The organism is Variovorax nitratireducens, from assembly GCF_051216545.1.
In the GTDB taxonomy this organism is placed as follows: Bacteria; Pseudomonadota; Gammaproteobacteria; order Burkholderiales; family Burkholderiaceae_C; genus Variovorax.
Map to the genome: position 1 here is coordinate 525,484 of NZ_JBPJZO010000001.1, position 17,453 is coordinate 542,936.

The 17,453-nt window shown below is 68.1% G+C and carries 15 protein-coding genes; 6 read left to right on the forward strand and 9 right to left on the reverse strand.

The features are described from left to right. Positions 1-2 precede the first annotated feature (2 nt). The 5 genes from ACSFA8_RS02425 to ACSFA8_RS02445 form a co-directional block, all read right to left on the reverse strand. Entirely contained in the window at positions 3-1,739 is a 1,737-nt protein-coding gene (locus ACSFA8_RS02425) for a dipeptidase (protein ID WP_435477927.1), read from the reverse strand. Between the two features lie 8 nt (positions 1,740-1,747). Beyond that, entirely contained in the window at positions 1,748-3,238 is a 1,491-nt protein-coding gene (locus tag ACSFA8_RS02430) for a rhomboid family intramembrane serine protease (protein ID WP_435477928.1), read from the reverse strand. A 501-nt stretch (positions 3,239-3,739) separates the two neighbouring features. Then, positions 3,740-5,245 carry a DegQ family serine endoprotease gene (locus ACSFA8_RS02435; protein ID WP_435477929.1) on the reverse strand — a complete coding sequence of 502 codons (1,506 nt, stop codon included), beginning with the start codon at positions 5,243-5,245 and terminating at the stop codon, positions 3,740-3,742. Between the two features lie 58 nt (positions 5,246-5,303). Next, complete coding sequence (locus tag ACSFA8_RS02440) at positions 5,304-6,635, reverse strand: ATP-binding protein (RefSeq protein ID WP_435477930.1); 1,332 nt, start codon at positions 6,633-6,635, stop codon at positions 5,304-5,306. Continuing rightward, positions 6,632-7,291, reverse strand: a complete 660-nt coding sequence (locus ACSFA8_RS02445) for a response regulator (protein ID WP_286545479.1) — start codon at positions 7,289-7,291, stop codon at positions 6,632-6,634. The genes ACSFA8_RS02440 and ACSFA8_RS02445 overlap by 4 nt, the downstream gene beginning before the upstream one ends. A gap of 146 nt (positions 7,292-7,437) precedes the next feature. Here ACSFA8_RS02445 and opgC point away from each other — a divergent pair, with 146 nt between their 5' ends. Beyond that, positions 7,438-8,568, forward strand: a complete 1,131-nt coding sequence (gene opgC, locus ACSFA8_RS02450; protein ID WP_435477931.1) for an OpgC domain-containing protein — start codon at positions 7,438-7,440, stop codon at positions 8,566-8,568. Here the strand turns inward: opgC and ACSFA8_RS02455 are convergent. From ACSFA8_RS02455 to ACSFA8_RS02465, 3 genes are read right to left on the reverse strand one after another with little or no spacing between them, the layout of a single operon-like run. Next, on the reverse strand, positions 8,552-9,316 hold the full coding sequence (locus ACSFA8_RS02455) for an SGNH/GDSL hydrolase family protein (RefSeq protein ID WP_435477932.1): 765 nt from the start codon (positions 9,314-9,316) through the stop codon (positions 8,552-8,554). The genes opgC and ACSFA8_RS02455 overlap by 17 nt on opposite strands. Positions 9,317-9,356: 40 nt before the next feature. Further along, entirely contained in the window at positions 9,357-10,109 is a 753-nt protein-coding gene (locus ACSFA8_RS02460; protein ID WP_435477933.1) for an anti-sigma factor, read from the reverse strand. A gap of 13 nt (positions 10,110-10,122) precedes the next feature. Further along, on the reverse strand, positions 10,123-10,698 hold the full coding sequence (locus tag ACSFA8_RS02465) for an RNA polymerase sigma factor (protein ID WP_435477934.1): 576 nt from the start codon (positions 10,696-10,698) through the stop codon (positions 10,123-10,125). Positions 10,699-11,336: 638 nt separating this feature from the next. Between ACSFA8_RS02465 and ACSFA8_RS02470 the strand changes: the two genes are divergently transcribed. Next, complete coding sequence (locus tag ACSFA8_RS02470; RefSeq protein ID WP_435477935.1) at positions 11,337-11,882, forward strand: DUF3455 domain-containing protein; 546 nt, start codon at positions 11,337-11,339, stop codon at positions 11,880-11,882. 10 nt (positions 11,883-11,892) lie between these two features. On the opposite strand, the gene argH is transcribed toward ACSFA8_RS02470, so the two are convergent. Further along, the gene (gene argH, locus ACSFA8_RS02475; protein WP_435477936.1) at positions 11,893-13,290 is read right to left on the reverse strand and encodes an argininosuccinate lyase; all 1,398 of its coding nucleotides are present in this window, start codon (positions 13,288-13,290) and stop codon (positions 11,893-11,895) included. 48 nt (positions 13,291-13,338) lie between these two features. Here argH and ACSFA8_RS02480 point away from each other — a divergent pair, with 48 nt between their 5' ends. From ACSFA8_RS02480 to ACSFA8_RS02495, 4 genes are all read left to right on the forward strand, one after another. Then, positions 13,339-14,415: a sensor histidine kinase gene (locus ACSFA8_RS02480; protein WP_435477937.1), complete on the forward strand. Its 1,077-nt coding sequence runs from the start codon at positions 13,339-13,341 to the stop codon at positions 14,413-14,415. 13 nt (positions 14,416-14,428) lie between these two features. Next, a complete protein-coding gene (locus ACSFA8_RS02485) occupies positions 14,429-15,175 on the forward strand; it encodes a LytR/AlgR family response regulator transcription factor (RefSeq protein WP_435477938.1) in 747 nt (248 codons plus the stop codon). Beyond that, a complete protein-coding gene (locus tag ACSFA8_RS02490) occupies positions 15,172-16,413 on the forward strand; it encodes an AI-2E family transporter (protein ID WP_435477939.1) in 1,242 nt (413 codons plus the stop codon). The genes ACSFA8_RS02485 and ACSFA8_RS02490 overlap by 4 nt, the downstream gene beginning before the upstream one ends. A gap of 153 nt (positions 16,414-16,566) precedes the next feature. Continuing rightward, positions 16,567-17,439, forward strand: a complete 873-nt coding sequence (locus ACSFA8_RS02495; RefSeq protein WP_435477940.1) for a glycosyltransferase family 2 protein — start codon at positions 16,567-16,569, stop codon at positions 17,437-17,439. Positions 17,440-17,453: the final 14 nt, after the last annotated feature.

Sequence of the window (17,453 nt, forward strand, 5' to 3'; positions counted from 1 at the left end):
CGCTACTGCATCTGCTTCAGGTTGCCGATGCGCAGCAGCATTTCGGTGAACATCTGCATGTCGGCGTCGAGGTCGGCCACTTCCTTGAACTCCTTGGCGTTGTGCGCCGTGTACTTCTTGCCCGGCATGGCTGGGCCGAAGTTGATGGCGTTGGGCATCAGCTTGGCGGTGGTGCTGCCGGCGGTGGGCACGGGTTCGGCCTGGAGCCCGGTGGTGTCGCCGAAGATGTTGAGCAGCGTGGAGAGCCATGCACCCTTCGGGTCGCGCGCCATCCAGTCGCCCTGCTCGTGGCTGATCGCCAGCTTCACCTGGTTGGCAGTGGCCCAGGCGTCGATGCGGCCCGCCACGGCTTTCTTGAGATCGTCCGGCGTGCTGCCGCGCGGCATGCGCACATTGGTGGTGACTTCGAGCTTGCCGTCTTTTTCGCGGATCAGGTTGGGCGACAACGTGAGCGGGCCCATGAAGGAGTCGCGGTAGCCCAGGCCCATCTTCTCGCCGAGATAGCCGGTGCCATAGAGGTCGCCGAGGTACTTCGCGGCCCTCGCGTAGTGGTTGTTGGCCAGCGGCACGCCCGATTCGCGCAGGAACAGCGCGAGCCGTGGCAGCGGGTTCACGCCTTCCTCGGGCCGGGAGCCGTGCGCCGAGACGCCGGTCACCTTTACGTTCACGCTGTCCGCGGCTTTCACCACGTCGATGCTGAACTTGCCGCCCTGGCTTTCGTAGGCCTGCACAAAGCCGCCTTTGGTGGCGTCCAGCGTCGCGGCCACGGCGGCGAGGTCGCCGCCCTTGAGCTTCGCGGTGGCGTTCTGCGGCACCATGTTGGCGGCCGCGGCACCGGCCATTGCGACGATGGCCGTAGTGCCGGCATCGGCGGCTTCCACCGGAAAGAACACCTTGAGCGCGCCCGCGCCCTTTTCGGCGACCACCGCCGGGTACTTGCTGTCGAGCACGATGTTGTAGTCGGGCAGCGGCGTCTTGCTGCGGTAGTACTTCATCGCGTCGCCGCCGGTTTCCTCGGTGGTCTCGATCATCAGGCGGATGGTGCGGTCCAGCGGCAGGCCGCTTTCCTTCACGATCTTCATCGCATAGAGCACGGCGGCGATCGAGCCCTTGTCGTCGATGGTGCCGCGGCCATAGAGGTTGTTGCCCACGCGCGTCAGCTTGAACGGGTCGAGCCGGGTGCCGTCGTCCAGCACCCATTCGTCCGCCACGGCGGGCACGACGTCGGCATGCGTGAGGATGCCGAACTCGTCCTTGCCTGTTTTCGTGTTGGCAGGCAGCTTGACTTCGAAGATGCGGTTGTCGACGTTGCGGTACTGCAGCCCGAAGTCCTTGGCCATGCCCTCGACCAGGATGCCGAATTCGATGATGGCCTTGTTCTCGTGCGGCGGAATCCGGTCGTCGCGCACGGTGGGAATCGCGACCATGCGGGCCATGGTGGCGATCACCGCGTCTTGGTTCTGCAGCCGGTTGTACAGGCCGAGCAGCCGGCTGATGTTGGTGAATGCGTCGCCCCGCAGCGGCGCCTTTTTGCGGTAGGCCGCGACGCTGGCCTTGAGCTTCGGGTCGGCCTTGGCGGCGGCATCGAGGAACGCGTTGAAATCGCGCGCCGGTTGGACCTGTTGCGCTGCGGCCAGCTTGTCGAGAGCGGGTTTCTTGAGCGTGTCGGCAAGGGCCGGCTGCATCGACAAGGCGAGAGCGATACCGAGCGAGAGGATGGCCAATGGCGTTCGGTTCATGGCGTGCATCAGGTTGACAGCGGTTGGAGCGAGCGGCCCTGGTCGAGCATGCGCGTCACGGCATGGTCGGGCGCCAGCTTCTGAAGTTGCGGCAACCAGCTCAGGGCCTGCTCGCGCTGGCCAGCCTGCCATTGGCAGGACGCGACCATCGTTAGCGCATCGATCGCGGCCTCATGGCCAGGCGCGCTGGAAAGCAGCGCCTGGCACAACCGGCGCGCGTCGTCGAAATGGCCGGCACGTGCAAACCGGCTCGCGAGCCGCGCCATCTCGCCCGGCGACAGGCGCACCGAGGGGCGTGCCTGGTCGAGGTAAACCTTGTAGCTCTCGTGCTGGAACGCGATCGTGTGCTCGCTGCTGTCGCGCAGGCGAAAAATCAGTTTCGCCGCGCGGTGGAACGGATCGCCCGAAGGCTGGAGCCGTGCGGTGTTGAAGAACGCGCGCAACGTTGGCAGGTGGTCGGGCCGCAGCTTGGCGGCGGCCTGCCATTCGGCGGCCGCGCGGTCGAACTGCAACTGCTTGCCGAACTGAGTGGCGCGCTCGACGTGCCCGTCGAACGGGTCGGGCGGGGTCGCCGCGGTCAGCACCGGCTGGCTGCGCCGTGCGGCTGGCCACAACAGCATCAGCAGCGTGCCGGTGAGCAGCCCGCCCAGGTGGGTCATGTAGCCGACGCCGGTTTCGCCGCTCATGTGCTGCACCACCTCATTGGCCATCCACACCGGCAGCAGGATCAGCGCCGGCGCCGTGACGTAATTGAAGTAGAAGAAGAACTGGTAGAAAAACCGGATGCGCCGCAGCTTGTAGATCAGCGCATACATCGCCATCAGCCCCGCGATGGCGCCCGAGGCGCCGAGGCCGTAGCTGCCGCGTCCACCATAGGCCCACACGGCCATCGCCGATGCGCCGAGGGCGGCCAGCAGATAGAAGCCGAGGTAGGTCGTGCGACCGAGCGCCAGCTCTACGGTGAAGCCGAACAAAAACAGGAAGAGCATGTTGCCGATCAGATGGCCGGTGCTGCCATGCAGGAAGGCCGAGGTCAGCCAGGTCACGGGCTCGAGCGGCGCACCCTCGGCGAAGTCCATCGACCAGCGGCGCGTGAAGGAGGCGGGCAGCATGCTTTCGTACTCGGCGCGCCGCTCCTTCCATTCGGCATAGCGGGGGTCGGTGGGGGTGATGACGGCATCGGCATGGAGCCGGGCCTCGAACTTGCGCTCGGTGCGCATCAGATCGACCAGCTGGTCGCGCCCGACCTTGCGCCGCAGCATTTCGCGCGCCTGCTTCGCGAAGCGGCTGCCGGTTTGCTCCAGATGGGTGACGAAGGCTGGCAGTTCCCAGTCGGGCAGGCGGCTCGACAGATAGTAGGCGGTGGCGCGTTCCTCGGCTTTTTCCTCGGTGCGCTGCGGGCCGAAGAAGATTGCGATGTTGACGAGGATCAGCAGCACCGTGAGCCACGGCGGGTTGCGCCAGGTCGGCTTGCTTTCGAGGGGGATGGCATAGAACACAAGCAGGAGCGTAGCCGAAACCGCGCGGCTGCCCTCCGGGATCGGGTCGCTCGGGCTCTCGGGCTCTTGGGCGCTGAGGGCTGGGGCGCTGTGACGGGCTCAGGTCGGCGGGGCACGCTGCTCCGCGAATGTCCCCCGGCCTGCGGCCTCCTCCTTTATTTCGCTGCGCGGCGTGCCCCACCGCCCTGAGCCTGGAAGCGATGTGACCGTTTCGCGCTGAACATGCAGAGCGTGCCCTGGCCGCTGGTGGTGGGTGGCCCCTGCAGCGAAATAAAGGAGGAGGGCGAAGCCCGGGGGACATTCGCGGAAGGGGCCACCCGCCGCCAGCGGCCCGCCCTCAGCCGCCAGCGGCCCGCCCTCAGCCGCCAGCGGCCCGCCCTCAGCCGCCAGCGGCCCGCCCTCAGCCGTCAGCGGCCCGTCCTCAGCCGTCAGCGGCCCGTCCCGTGCCCTGGCCCCTGCGTCCTGGCCCCCGCCCCAAGTCTTCGCCCGCGACCCGAAATATCAACCGATCCGAACCGGCACAAAGATCTTGTCGTCGCCGCGTTGCACCAGCAGCGCCACCGACTTGGAAGATTTCGCCACCACCTCCCGCACCTGGTCGATGTTGCGCACCGCCGTGCCGTTCACCGCCAGCAGCACGTCGCCCGCCTGCACCCCCGCCAGGGCCGCCGGGCCGCGCGCCGCTTCGACCACGAGGCCGTTGTCGATGCCGGCCTCACGCCGTTCGTCGGGTTGCAGCGGACGCAACGCCAGCCCCAGCTTGCCCTGGTCGGCCGCGTCGCCCGCGCTCGCCACCTTGGCGGCCTTGTCGGTCGCATTGCCGAGTTTGGCCGTGACCGTCTGGGCGCTGCCCTTGCGCCAGATGTCGAGCTGCACCTTGGCGCCCGGCGTGGCCAGGCTGATTGCGGCCGGCAGGTCGCCCGAAGACACGATCGGCTGGCCGTCGACCTTGCGTATTACGTCCCCAGTCTGCAGGCCGGCCTGATCGCCCGGGCCGCCCTTTTCGACGTTGGCGATCAGCGCACCTTCGGGCTTGTCGAGCTTGAAGGAGTCGGCCAGCGTCTGGTTCACTTCCTGCACCGACACGCCGAGCCGTGCATGCTCGACCTTGCCCGTGGCCACGATCTGGTTCTTGATCTTGTTGGCCAGATCGATCGGGATCGCGAACGACACACCCTGGTAGCCGCCGGTGCGGCTGTAGATCTGCGAGTTGATGCCGACCACCTCTCCGCGTGCATTGAACAGCGGGCCACCCGAGTTGCCCGGGTTCACCGCCACGTCGGTCTGGATGAACGGTACCGCGCTGTCGTCCGGCAGCGAGCGGCCCTTGGCGCTCACCACGCCGGCCGTCACCGTGTTCTCGAAGCCGAACGGCGAGCCGATGGCCAGCACCCATTCGCCGACCTTGAGGTCGTTGACGCTGCCGAGCTTGACCACCGGCAGATCCTTGGCTTCGACCTTGAGCACGGCAATGTCGGTCTTGGGGTCGGCGCCGAGCACCTTGGCGCGCAGTTCGCGCCGGTCGGTGAGCTTGACGGTGACCTCCTTCGCGCCCTTCACTACATGGGCGTTGGTGAGGATTACGCCATCGGCGCTGACGATGAAGCCCGAGCCCTGGCCGCGCACGGTCTGGGCTTCGGGTTGCGCCGGGCGGCCGCGCTGGCCGCGTTGCTGTGCGCCGGGGCCTTGCTGGAAGCGCTTGAAGAACTCGGCAAACGGGTCGCCGTCGGCAAAGGGGTTGCCGTCGTCGTCGGCGCTGGCCACCTCGTCGGCCGACCGGGTGCCGACCACGCTGATGTTGACCACGGCCGGGCCGTTCTGCGCGGTGATCTGCGAGAAGTCGGGCAGGGCCACCGGGATGCCGGTGGTGGTGGTCGCGGTGGCGACCTGCGGCATTGCTGCATTGGCGCGCGTGAGCTCGAACGCCGAGACGCTGGCACCGCCGATGACGCCCGCAGCCACGAGGGCCAGCATCAAGCGGGTGGGGGTGAGGGATTCGAGTCGCATGGGATCCGTCCTTGTGAAGTGGATGACCCGATGATGGGGAGCCAGGCTTAGAGGGGTCTTAACCTGCGGCCTTCGGAAACTGCACGTCCACCCGCAGGCCGCCGAGCCTTTGCGAGTGCCCCAGGTGCACGGTGGCGCCATGGCGCCCCGCGATGGCCTGCACGATCGCGAGCCCGAGCCCGCTGCCCTCTGCGCCCGCGCCGGCCGCGCGGTAGAAGCGGTCGAAGGCGCGCTCGCGGTCGGCTTCGGGAATGCCGGGGCCGCTGTCTTCGACCGTGAGCACGGGCGCCTGGTCGGCGAGCGCCAGCGTGACGTCGACCTGGCCGCCTGCGGGCGTGTACTTGAGCGCGTTGTCGAGCAGGTTGCCGAGCAGGATGTGCAGCGCGGCGGGCTGGCCTTGCACCTGCGCGGGTGTCGACGCAGCAAGTCCGAGGTCGATGCTGCGCTGCTGCGCCTGCGGCAGCACGGCGGCGATTGCTTCGGCGATCAGCGCTTCGAGTTCGACGGGGCCGCTGGGGTCGTCGAGCGGCGTCTCTGTGGCTTCCTGCCGTGCCAGCGCCAGCAACTGGCCAACCAGCCGGATCGAACGGTCGATGCCCTGCTGCAGCCGCAGCGTGGCCGCTTCACGGCCGGCTTCGTCGCCCGCGCGGCGCAGCGACTCGGCCTGCAGCTTGAGCGCCGTCAGCGGCGAGCGCAACTCGTGCGCCGCATCGGCCACGAAATTCTTCTGGGCCTCGAACGCACCGCGCACGCGCTGGAACAGCAGGTTGAGCTCCTGCACCAGCGGCCGCACCTCGTCGGGAAGATCGGTCTCGGGCAAGGGTGAGAGGTCGTCGTCGGCGCGGCCGGCCACCTCGCGCCGCATGCGCTGCACCGGCGCGAGCGAGCGCGTGATGATCCAGCCGACCGCCAGCATCAGCAGCGGGGCCATCAGCGCCATTGGCAACGTGGCGCGCAGTGCGAGGGCGCGTGCGCGGGCCTGGCGCGCGTCCATGTCCTGCGCGATCTGAACGGTCTGCATCGGGGTCTGCAACGAATAGACGCGGTAGCGGTTGCCGTCCACCACCGCATCGGAAAAGCCCAGCACCGCACGTGGCGGCAGCGCCGAGCGGGCCGAGCGGAACACCTGCGTGCCGTCCGGCCCCCAGATCTGCACGAACACGTCGAAGCCTTCCTCGCCATAGTCGGTGTCGGCCGTGCTGCCGATCGGCGCGCTGCCGCGCAGCGAATGCGCCATTTGCTGCAGGTGCAGGTCGAACATGGCGTCGGCCTCGCGCAGCGCGCCTTGATAGGCCGTGATGCCCAGCCCCAGCGCCGCGAGCAGGATCGAGGCCAGCACGAAGCCGAGCAATCGCCCCCGCAGCGAATGATGGCGGGCCGCGGCGCTCATTCCCGGGCCACCATGTAGCCGAGGCCGCGCACGGTCTGGATCAACCCGGCGCCGAGCTTCTTGCGCAGCCCGTGGATGTAGACCTCGACCGCGTTGCTGCTGATGTCGTCCTTCCAGCTGTAGAGCTTTTCTTCCAGCTGGGCGCGCGACATCAGCACGCCGGGCCGCGCAATCAGCGGTTCGATCACGGCCCACTCGCGCGCCGAAAGCGCGACCGGCTGGCCGTTCAGCGTGGCCTCGTGGGTGGCCGGGTTGAGCGTCACGCCCAGGTGCGAGAAGGTCGGCTCGCCATGGCCGGCACGGCGCCGGATCAGCGCGCGGATGCGGGCCAGCAGCTCGGTCATGTCGTAGGGCTTGACCACGTAGTCGTCGGCACCGGCATCGAGCCCTGCCACGCGGTCGCCGACCGCGTCGCGTGCCGTCGCCACCAGCACCGGCACGCTGTCGCGGCGCGCGCGCAGGCTGCGCAGCACCTCGAGCCCGTCGCGCCGCGGCAGGCCGAGGTCGAGCAGCATGAGGTCATAGCGGTGGGCGCGCAGGGCGGTGTCGGCCATTTCACCGTCGCGCACCCAGTCGACCGCGTAGTTCTCGCCGCGCAGCAGGTCGAGCAGCGTCTCGCCGATCATGGTGTCGTCCTCTACCAGCAGCAGGCGCATGGTTTCTCGCAATCCGTCCTATTGGGTGGCGATTGTCCGGTAGCCGCTTAAGCCGGGCTGAAGCCCGGCCGCAGGGTTTGCCGCCGCCCTGTAGCATCCCCCGTTTTGCCTTTTTCCTTCCCATCCCCCGTCTGCCAGCCCGCCCGATGAAGCGCCAATGGGAAATCGATGCCCTGCGCGGGCTGATGCTGGTGCTGATGACGCTCACGCACCTGCCGACACGCCTGACCGACCCGCTCGGCCAGCCGTTCGGCTTCGTCTCGGCCGCCGAGGGCTTCGTGCTGCTGTCGGCCTACGTGTCCGGGCTGGTCTACAGCCGGCTTGCGCAGCGCCAGGGCATCGGTGCGATGCGGCGCGCGTTCGGCAAGCGCGTGTACAAGGTCTGGCTGGCACAGGCAGCGACCCTGGCGTTCCTGTTCACCATCACCGCGGGCCTCGGCGTGCGGATCGAACAGCCGGCCGTGACCAACCTGCTGACCTACTACCTGGCCCAGCCGCGCGACGCATTCCTGAGCGGGCTGCTGCTGGTGTACGAGCCGCCGCTGCTCGACATCCTGCCGATGTACATCTTCTTCATGCTGTTGAGCCCCTGGGTGCTGGGCTTCGCGCTGCGGCGCGGATGGAGCGGTGCGATGGCGCTGAGCGCCACGCTGTGGGCAGGCGCACAGTTCGGCCTGAGCGAGTGGGTCTACGGCATCGCAGCCTCGCATTTCGAGCTGTCGGTGCCGTACGGCGAGATGGGGTCGTTCAACACCTTCGGCTGGCAGTTTGTCTGGTTCGCGGGGCTGTGCATCGGCGCCGGGCGGCAGGCGCCCGAAGCGAAGCCGTTGCGCTTTCCGAACTGGGTGGCCGCGTTGGCGGCGGCTGTCGCGCTGTACTGCCTGGTCTGGCGCCACTTCGGCGAGCACGGACAGGCGCCGTTCGGTGGCGATGCGGAACTGAACCTGCTGTTCGACAAGTGGCGGCTAGGGCCGCTGCGGTTGGTGAACCTGGTGGCACTGGGCATCCTGGCGGTGCGGTTCGGCCCCGGGCTGATCGAGCGGCTGCCGCGCCTGCACGCGCTCGAAGCAATGGGCTCGGCCTCGCTGCCGGTGTTCTGCGCCCATCTGGTGGCGGTGTTGCTGACGCTGGCGCTCTATGGCGACAACCAGCTGGCGCGGCCGGTCTGGGGCGATGCACTGCTGCTGGCGGGGGTGTTCGCCTGGCTCTATGCAGTGGCCCGGCTCGCGCTCTGGTGGGAGGGGCGCGCGACCCCGTCGGTCAGCGCGGCGAGTTGACCGCGCCCACGTCGGCCGGCGCCAGCAGGTGTGGGGCGATCGCCGCCTGCCAGATCCGGTAGCCGGTCTCGTTCATGTGCAGCATGTCGGCACGGAACAGTTCGGCGCGCGGTCGGCCATCGGCGCCCAGCATCGGCGTGAAGATGTCGATGTAGTCGGTGTTGGCCTGCGTGCGCACGTAGGCGCCGACGATGTGGTTGGTTTCCTGGACTTTCGGCAGCAAGGCCGCGCGCGAGGGGCTGGGCTTGACCGAAATGAAGCTGATGCGGGTGTTCGGCAACCCGGCCCGCACCGTGTTGGCAAAGTGCGCGAAGCTTTCCAGCACCTGGAAGGGCGTCCGGCCTTCGGCGAGGTCGTTGTCGCCGGCGTACACCACCACCTGGCGCGGCCGGTAGCGCACCACGAGTTCGCGCGCGAACAGGCTGCAGTCGGCCATGGTCGAACCGCCGAAGCCGCGGTTGATGACAACCGGCTGCGAGCGGAAATCGTCGGCCAGGCGCGTCCACAAACGGATGGTGGAACTGCCGACGAACAGGACGCCGTCGCTGGCGGGGGGATTCTCGCGGTCGGCCTTGTCGAAGGCCGCGAACGCGTCGTGCCAGCGCGTCTGGGCGGCGGCGTAGGCCGCCGGGGAGGGTGCTGCGGCATCCTGCGCCCGAACGCCCGGCGCGGCCAGCGTGGCGAGAACGGCGAGAAGGGTGCAGGAGGCCAGCACGAGTCGGCCGGCGCGACGGGAGCGGGACATCATCGTCAATGATGTTAACGAACGGCTCCGGATCGCTCCGGCGTCAGAGTGTTTTTTTGATCAACGGGCCGTGGAACAGCACCGGTCCGGTCGGGCCGCGCTCGCTCGGCACGCCGCCCTTCGGTTCGAGGCTGATCGCGAGCGCCGGCACGGCCTGCACATCGGCTTCGGACGCGGTGAGCTTGAGCGCCGGGGCATCGCCGAGCACGCCGAGCGAGCGTGGCGCGCCGCCGGGCGGCAGCGCCCACAGCTGCAGCGACTTGTCGGCGCCCGCCTGGTAGTTGCCCACGCGCTGCAGCACCAGCTGGCGGTTCTTCGGGTCGAAGGTCACCAGCATCGAGGCTGCGGCCTTGTCGTCGGCCAACACGGCCACGTACTGCACCGTCGGGGTGGTCTCGAGTTGCTTTTGCAGATCGAGGCCGACCACCACGGCGATCACGGTGGCGAGCGCACCGGCCAAGCTGGCGCTGCGCCACAGCGCGAGGCTGCGCAGCCAGCCGCCCTGGGCCGGCGCGGCGGCCGGCGGCGCGGCGCGCTGGCGTGCCAGCGCGTGGCCCGCCTGCTCGGCTTCGATCAGGTTGCGGATGCGCGTCCAGACCGCGGCGTCGGGCACGATCGAAGGCTGCAGCTCGGTCATGCTGGCGAGCCGGCCCTGCCAGATCAGCGCCGCGGCGCGCACCGGCGCGCTTTCGCGGGCAATGGCCTCGAAACGGCGCCGTGCGCCGCCCCGCAGCGTGCCGAGCGCATGGCTCGCGGCCAGCAGCTCTAGCAGTTCGGGGTGGGCGGCGATGTTCATGAACGGGTCTCTTTCACGCAATGCGCCCCATGCAGGCGCGCAGCTTCTCTAGGCCGCGCCGGATCCAGGTTTTCACGGTGCCGAGCGGTAGCTTGAGCTGCTCGGCAAGCTCGCCATGGCTGAGGTCGCGCAGGTAGGCCAGGCTCACCACCTCGCGCTGCCGGCCTTCGAGCTGGCTCAGGCACTGGTGCAGCGCCCAGGCCTGTTCGGTCGCCTCGGCCAGATCCTGCGGGTTCTGGGTGTCGGAAGCCAGGGTGTCGGCCATTTCCTCGTCGAACGCGTCGGTGATCTGCGCCCGGTCGGCGGTGCGCCGACGCAGCAGGTCGAGTGCCCGGCTGCGAACGATCAGGCCCAGCCAGGCCATCGGTGGACTGAGGGAGCCGCGGTAGTCGCCGGCCACGCGCCAGATCGTCAGGAAGGCCTCCTGCAGCACGTCCTCCGCCCATTCGCGTTGCCGCACCACCCGCATCGCCAGACCGAACAGCCGCGGCGAGGTTTGCTCGTAGAGCTGTTTCAACGCGGCCTCGTCGCGGCGACCGACGCGGTCGATCAGCGCCATCAGTTCGGCGTCGGGGCTGGCAGAGGTCATCTGCGGATTGTGGAGCACGGCGCTGCATGCCCGGAGATACGGCCCGCAGCCGCGTACGGATTCAGATGTCGGTGACTGATGCGGTCTTGCGTTGAAAGATCCTGTCCTGATTCGGCGCTGTTCCGGGCTGAGGTTCCGGGCGCCGAAGTTCTCCGGCGGGGTCGGGGCGCGGAGGCTCCGGGGCGGGATCAGGGCGGCGGGGCACGCTGCTCCGCGAATGTCCCCCGGCCTGCGGCCTCCTCCTTTATTTCGCTGCGCAGCGTGCCCCACCGCCCTGATCCTGGACGCAGCGTGAATGTTCGCGCTGAACAAGCAGAGCGTGCCCAAGGCCGCTGGTGGTGGGTGGCCCCTGCAGCGAAATAAAGGAGGAGGGCGAAGCCCGGGGGACATTCGCGGAAGGGGCCACCCGCCGCCAGCGGCCTACCCCGAACGAACCCCAAAACGTCAAGCACGAAGCGCGGGTGCAAGATGCTCCTGCTGCCAAAAGCCAGGTTCTTTATCTTTGAACGCAGCCCGGCATGAATCCAGTGGCCGGCGCCGCGCGTACTGCAGAGACGGGCGTGCAGCCACAACGCAGCAAAACAGCCGCACACCCCCGTACTGCTCGACTTTGTTTATTCAACCTGAAGGATCCGACCATGCAACTCCGTACCCTCTCGGCCGTGCTGGCCACCGCGAGTCTCGCCGCCTGCGCCGGCATGGGCGCCAAGCCCATGATGTATTCCCAGGCCACGTTGCCCGATCCGGTCAAGGTGCCGGCCGGCCATATGGTGGCGATGGAAACCGTCGGTGCCGGCGACATCACCTACGAGTGCCGCGCCAAGGCCAACATGCCTGGCGAATACGAATGGTTTTTTGTCGGCCCCGACGCGAAGCTGATGGATCGCAAGGGCGCGCAGGTCGGCAAGTACTACGGCCCGCCCGCCACCTGGGAAAGCATGGACGGATCCAAGGTTACCGCCGTGCAGGTCGCGGTCGCACCCAACGGCACCGGCAACATCCCCTACCAGCTGGTCAAGGCCAACCCGGCCATGGGCGCCGGCAGGATGCAGGGCGTGAGCTACATCCAGCGCGTCGCCACGCAGGGCGGCGTGGCCCCCGCGGCGCCCTGCGCCGCCGCCAGCATGGGCCAGAAGCAGGTCGTGAAGTACCAGGCCGACTACATCTTCTACCGCGCGATGTAGTGCGGCCGGCTCAGCCCAGCCGCGCGAGGTGCCGTGCGATCTGCGCGCGCACCTGCGCCGGCGCGGTGCCGCCGAGGATGTTGCGGGCATTGAGCGAGCCGCGCAGGCTCAGCACCGCGTAGACGTCTTTCTCGATCTTCGGGTTGAACTCCTGCAGCACCTTGAGCGGCAGTTCCGACAGATCCACCTGGTGCGCGATCGCGGCCTTGACGGCGTGCGCCACAGCCTCGTGTGCATCGCGGAACGGCAGCCCCTTCTTCACCATGTAGTCGGCCAGGTCGGTGGCGGTGGCATAGCCGCGCAGCGCGGCCTTTTCCATCGCCTCGGGCCTGACCGTGATGCCGCCGACCATCTCGGCAAAGATGCGCAGGGTGTCCTTGAGCGTGTCGACGGTGTCGAACAGCGGCTCCTTGTCTTCCTGGTTGTCCTTGTTGTAGGCCAGCGGTTGGCCCTTCATCAGGGTGAGCAGGCCCATCAGGTGGCCGACCACGCGGCCGGTCTTGCCGCGCGCGAGTTCCGGCACGTCCGGGTTTTTCTTCTGCGGCATGATCGAACTGCCGGTCGTGAACCGGTCGGCAATCTGGATGAAGCCGAAGTTCTGGCTCATCCACAGGATCAGTTCTTCGCTGAAGCGGCTGATGTGGATCATGGCCAGCGAGGCCGCCGCCGTGAATTCGATCGCAAAGTCGCGGTCGCTCACGGCGTCCAGGCTGTTCTGGCAGACACCGTCCATGCCCAGGGTCTTCGCCACCATTTCGCGGTCGAGCGGATAGCTGGTGCCGGCCAGCGCGGCGGCGCCCAGGGGCAGGCGGTTCACGCGCTTGCGCACATCAGCCATGCGTTCGGCGTCGCGCGCAAACATCTCCACGTAGGCCAGCATGTGGTGGCCGAAGCTCACCGGCTGCGCCACCTGCAGATGGGTGAAGCCAGGCAGGATCACCTCGACGTTCTGCTCGGCGATGTCGACCAGCGCCTTCTGCAGGCCGGCCAGCAGGCCGTCGATCAGGTCGATCTCGCTGCGCAGCCACAGGCGCACGTCGGTCGCGACCTGGTCGTTGCGGCTGCGGCCGGTGTGCAGGCGCTTGCCGGCGTCGCCGACCAATTGGGTCAGGCGTGCCTCGATGTTGAGGTGCACGTCTTCCAGGTCGAGCTTCCACTCGAAGGCGCCGGATTCGATTTCATCGCGAATCTGCTTCATCCCGCGTTCGATCGCGGCGTGATCCTGCGTGCTGATGATCTTTTGCGCGGCCAGCATGCCGGCATGCGCGAGCGAACCCTCCATATCTGCCTGCCACAGGCGCTGGTCAAACGACACGCTGGATGTGTAGCGTTTGACCAGGTCGCTCATCGGCTCGGAGAACAGGGCAGACCAGGCTTCGGATTTCTTGTCGAGTTGGTTTTGGGTCATGGGAGGCGATCGGGAGGCAATAATGGGTTGTCACCTCATGTTTCAGTGATGCGCAACCCGTCGATTTTATCGGCCACCCCTGTGGCCCCCTCATCGGCCGGTGCTCCGGCCAAAAGCCGCACGCCCGCGCGACCGGGCGTGGCGCTGTTCGACGCCTGTCAGGTCGGCACCGTGCTGCGTGCCGTGCTGTTCGTCGAGGCGGTGGTGGCGGTAGCCACCATGTTCCAGGCGCCCAACCCGTCCGAGTGGCTCGGCCTTGCCGCCACGGTCACCGGCGGTGCGCTGCCGGCCACGCTGCTCTGGCTGGTGCTCGCCTGCGCGATGAAGAAGCCGCTGGCGCGCCTGCCGCGCCTGGCCCAGTACGCAGCCGGTGTGTTGCTCGGCGTGCTCACGGGGCTCTACGGCTGCGGCCTGTTGCGCCTGACGGGCGTGCTTTCGACCGGCCCCTGGCTGGCCAGCGCGCTCGCCGGCGCCCTGTTCGCCGGGGTGGCGATGGTGGCGCTGGTGTTGCGCGCCCAGGGCCGTACGCCGGCAGCGACCACGGCGCGGCTCGAGGAATTGCAGGCGCGCATTCGACCGCACTTTCTGTTCAACACCCTCAACAGCGCCATCGCGCTGGTGCGCGAAGAACCGGCCAAGGCCGAAACCATGCTGGAAGACCTGAGCGAACTGTTCCGCCAGGCCTTGGCCGATCCGCGCGACTCCGTCACGCTGGCCGACGAGATCGGCCTGGCCGAGCGCTACCTGGCGATCGAGCAGGTGCGTTTCGGCGACCGGCTGCGCATCCGCTGGCAGCTCGATCCGGCCGCCAGCGGCGCGCGGCTGCCGCCCTTGCTGCTGCAGCCGCTGGTCGAGAACGCCGTCAAGCACGGTGTCGAACCGAGTCCGGACGGGGCCAAGCTGCGCATCCGAACCGAGCGGCGCGGCAGCATGGTGGTGATCGAAGTGGTCAACAGCCTGCCGCCGCTACGCTGGGCCGATGAACCGCTGCCGCGCGGGCATGGCATCGCGCTGGCCAACGTGCGCGACCGGCTGCGGCTTCTGCATGACATGCAGGCGCAGTTCCGCGCGGGCATCGACCAGGGAAGCTACCGGGTACGGATCGACATTCCGGCCGAATCATGAAGAAGAGGGCGCCATGCATCTGCGAACCTTGATCGTCGACGACGAAGCGTTGGCCCGCTCGCGCCTGCGCACGCTGCTCGGCGACTGCACCGCACCGCCGGCCGAAGTCGTGGGCGAGGCCGCGCAGGCCTCCGAGGCGCAGCAGCGGCTGGCGCAAACGCCGGTCGATCTGGTGCTGCTCGACATCCACATGCCGGGCATTGACGGCATCGAACTCGCACGGCTGCTGCGCGACCGCGGCGACGCGCCGGCGATCGTGTTCGTGACCGCTCACCCGAGCCATGCGGTGACCGCCTTCGAGCTCGACGCGGTCGACTACCTCACCAAGCCGGTGCGGGCCGAGCGGCTGCAGCAGGCGCTGCAGAAAGCCGAGCGCTACCTCAAGGAACGGCGGGCGCTGCAGCCCCATCCGGCCGAAGAGGTGTTGCTGATCCAGGAGCGGGGTCGGGCCGAGCGGGTGCCGCTGTCGGATGTGGTCTACCTCAAGTCCGAGTTCAAGTACCTCACGGTGCGCACGCCCACGCACAGCCACATTTACGACGGCAGCCTCAGCGAGATGGAGGAGCGCTACCCGAACCGCTTCGTGCGCGTGCACCGCAACGCGCTGGTGGCGCGTGCGGCGATGCGCGCGCTCGAGAAATACGACGACGGCGAGGATGCCGACGGCTGGGCATTGCGGCTGCGCGGCATCAGTGAACCGGTGGTGGTGTCGCGCCGGCAGCTCGCGGCAGTGCGCGACGCGTTGAAGGATTCCCGATGAGCACGCCTGACGCGCCCGCCCCTGCCGCGCCCGACGCCGTCGCGCCCACCCCCGACGCGCCACCCGCCGACGCGGCACCCCGGGTCGAGCCCGACCCTGTCGCCGCCGCCGCAAGCGAGCCGCGTCCGCGTGAACCCCTGCTGTTGCACGTGCCGGTCGACGTGCGCAGCGTATCGCTGGCGGTACTGGCCGCGCTGGCCGGCGTCTTTGCATTGCGCTGGGCGGCGCCCGTCTTCATTCCGCTGATGGTCAGCCTGCTGCTGACCTACGCGCTGGCGCCGGTGGTCGAACGGCTCGCACGCTGGCATGTGCCACGCGCCATCGGCGCGGCCGTGGTCTTGCTGGCAATCGGCGGAGGCTTCGGCAGCACCGCCTACTCGTTGTCCGACAGCGCGGGTCAGCTGGTGGATTCGCTGCCCGTTGCGGCGCAGAAGCTGCGGCAGGCGGTGCGCAGCCGCGGCCCGGCGCGTACCGGCACGCTCGACACCGTGCAACAGGCTGCCGCGCAACTCGAGCAGGCGGCCGAGGAGAATTCGGCCCAGGTGGCGGCGCGCAAGGGCGTGGCCCGCGTCATCGTCGAGCGGCCTTCGTTCAACGTGCGCGACTACCTCTGGAGCGGCACGCTCGGGCTGCTGGCCGCGGCCGGCCAGCTCGCATTGGTGGCGTTCCTCACGTTCTTCGCGCTCGCCTCGGGCGACACCTTCCGGCGCAAGCTGGTCAAGATCACCGGGCCCAGCTTCGAGAAGAAAAAGATCACCGTGCATGTGCTGGACGACATCACGGGCCACATCGAGCGCTATCTGCTGGTGCAGATCTTCACGAGCGCGATCGTGGGCGTTGCAACCTGGCTCGCATTCTGGGCGCTCGGCCTCGAGAGCGCTGCGGTGTGGGGCATCATCGCCGCAGTCACCAACCTGATTCCGTACCTCGGCTCGATCGTGGTGATGGGTGCCTCTGCGCTGGTCGCGTTCCTTCAGTTCAACGCGATCGACATGGCGTTGCTGATCGGAGGCGTTTCGCTGCTGATCCACACCCTCGTCGGGAACCTGCTCACGCCCTGGCTCACCAGTCGCAGCAGCAGCATGAACCCGGTCGCGGTGTTCGTCGGCGTAATTTTCTGGGGCTGGCTCTGGGGCATCTGGGGGCTGCTGCTCGGTATTCCCATCATGATGATGGTCAAGGCCGTTTGCGACCAGGTGGAAGACTTGCAGCCGATCGGAGAACTGCTTGGCGACTGACCGAAGGGCTATGACGGGTGGTCGATAGCCTGCTGTAAGAAATTGTGTTGACAATAGGGGTCTTCGCGAACTTTCGATGTAATTATTGGGTTCCCCGTTTTGCCGCCGTCGGGCCACGAAAGTGGCGCGCTCTTACCTTCCATGAACGCTGCCGTGTCCGACTCTTCTTCTGTCACCCACCATTGCACGATCGTCATCCTGACTTTCAACTCGGCCGGCATCATCCGGGAGACCGTGACTGCGGCACTGCAGGTGAGCCCGCATGTGTACGCGGTCGATTCCGGCTCGACCGACGGAACCCCTGCGCTGCTCGAAGAACTGGGATGCACCGTGGTGCAGCGCCCCTTCAGCAACTACAGCGACCAGCGCAACTGGGCGATCGCCCAGGTGGCGCCGCACTGCGCCTGGCAACTGCACCTCGATGCAGACGAGGTGCTCGATGCGGAATCGATCCGCGAGATGCGCGCGATCCTGGCCGGGCCCGCGAAGTTCGATGCCTGGTTGTTGCGCCGGCGCGACTACTTCATGGGCCACATGCTGCGCCACAGCGGCGTCAACCCGTGGCATCTGCGGCTCTTCAAATCGGGTGTGGGCCGCTGCGAGTCGCGGCTGTATGACCAGCACTTCATCGCCGACGCGCCGAGCGGTCGCATCAACGGCTTCATGCACGACAAGAACGCCGCCTCCCTGACCAGCTGGATCACCAGCCACAACCGCTGGAGCGATGCCGAGGCAAAGGAAAAGCTCGGCCCCGGGGCGCAAGGCGGCGACGTGCTGCAGGCCCGGCTGCTGGGCGATGCGCGCGAGCGCACTCGCTTCATCAAGCAGGTTTACTACAAGCTGCCGATCGGGCTGCGCGCCTTCAGCTATTTCATCTACCGCTACGTCTTCCGGCTGGGCTTTCTCGACGGCAAGCCCGGCTTCTACTTCGCGTTCTTCCAGGCCTTGTGGTTCCGCATGCTGGTCGACGCCAAGATGTACGAGCACCGGTCGCGTCCCGCCGACGGCGCCTCAACTGCCCCCTGAACCGAAGGAACTGC

What these genes read in the sequence shown, in the direction of transcription:
- ACSFA8_RS02490 (WP_435477939.1), top strand. Translation starts at nt 15,172, where the DNA reads ATGAGCACGCCTGACGCGCCCGCCCCTGCCGCGCCCGACGCCGTCGCG.
- ACSFA8_RS02480 (WP_435477937.1), top strand. Translation starts at nt 13,339, where the DNA reads ATGCGCAACCCGTCGATTTTATCGGCCACCCCTGTGGCCCCCTCATCG.
- ACSFA8_RS02460 (WP_435477933.1), bottom strand. Translation starts at nt 10,109, where the DNA reads ATGAACATCGCCGCCCACCCCGAACTGCTAGAGCTGCTGGCCGCGAGC.
- argH (WP_435477936.1), bottom strand. Translation starts at nt 13,290, where the DNA reads ATGACCCAAAACCAACTCGACAAGAAATCCGAAGCCTGGTCTGCCCTG.
- ACSFA8_RS02445 (WP_286545479.1), bottom strand. Translation starts at nt 7,291, where the DNA reads ATGCGCCTGCTGCTGGTAGAGGACGACACCATGATCGGCGAGACGCTG.
- ACSFA8_RS02465 (WP_435477934.1), bottom strand. Translation starts at nt 10,698, where the DNA reads ATGACCTCTGCCAGCCCCGACGCCGAACTGATGGCGCTGATCGACCGC.
- ACSFA8_RS02485 (WP_435477938.1), top strand. Translation starts at nt 14,429, where the DNA reads ATGCATCTGCGAACCTTGATCGTCGACGACGAAGCGTTGGCCCGCTCG.
- ACSFA8_RS02440 (WP_435477930.1), bottom strand. Translation starts at nt 6,635, where the DNA reads ATGAGCGCCGCGGCCCGCCATCATTCGCTGCGGGGGCGATTGCTCGGC.
- ACSFA8_RS02470 (WP_435477935.1), top strand. Translation starts at nt 11,337, where the DNA reads ATGCAACTCCGTACCCTCTCGGCCGTGCTGGCCACCGCGAGTCTCGCC.
- ACSFA8_RS02425 (WP_435477927.1), bottom strand. Translation starts at nt 1,739, where the DNA reads ATGAACCGAACGCCATTGGCCATCCTCTCGCTCGGTATCGCTCTCGCC.
- ACSFA8_RS02435 (WP_435477929.1), bottom strand. Translation starts at nt 5,245, where the DNA reads ATGCGACTCGAATCCCTCACCCCCACCCGCTTGATGCTGGCCCTCGTG.
- ACSFA8_RS02455 (WP_435477932.1), bottom strand. Translation starts at nt 9,316, where the DNA reads ATGATGTCCCGCTCCCGTCGCGCCGGCCGACTCGTGCTGGCCTCCTGC.
- opgC (WP_435477931.1), top strand. Translation starts at nt 7,438, where the DNA reads ATGAAGCGCCAATGGGAAATCGATGCCCTGCGCGGGCTGATGCTGGTG.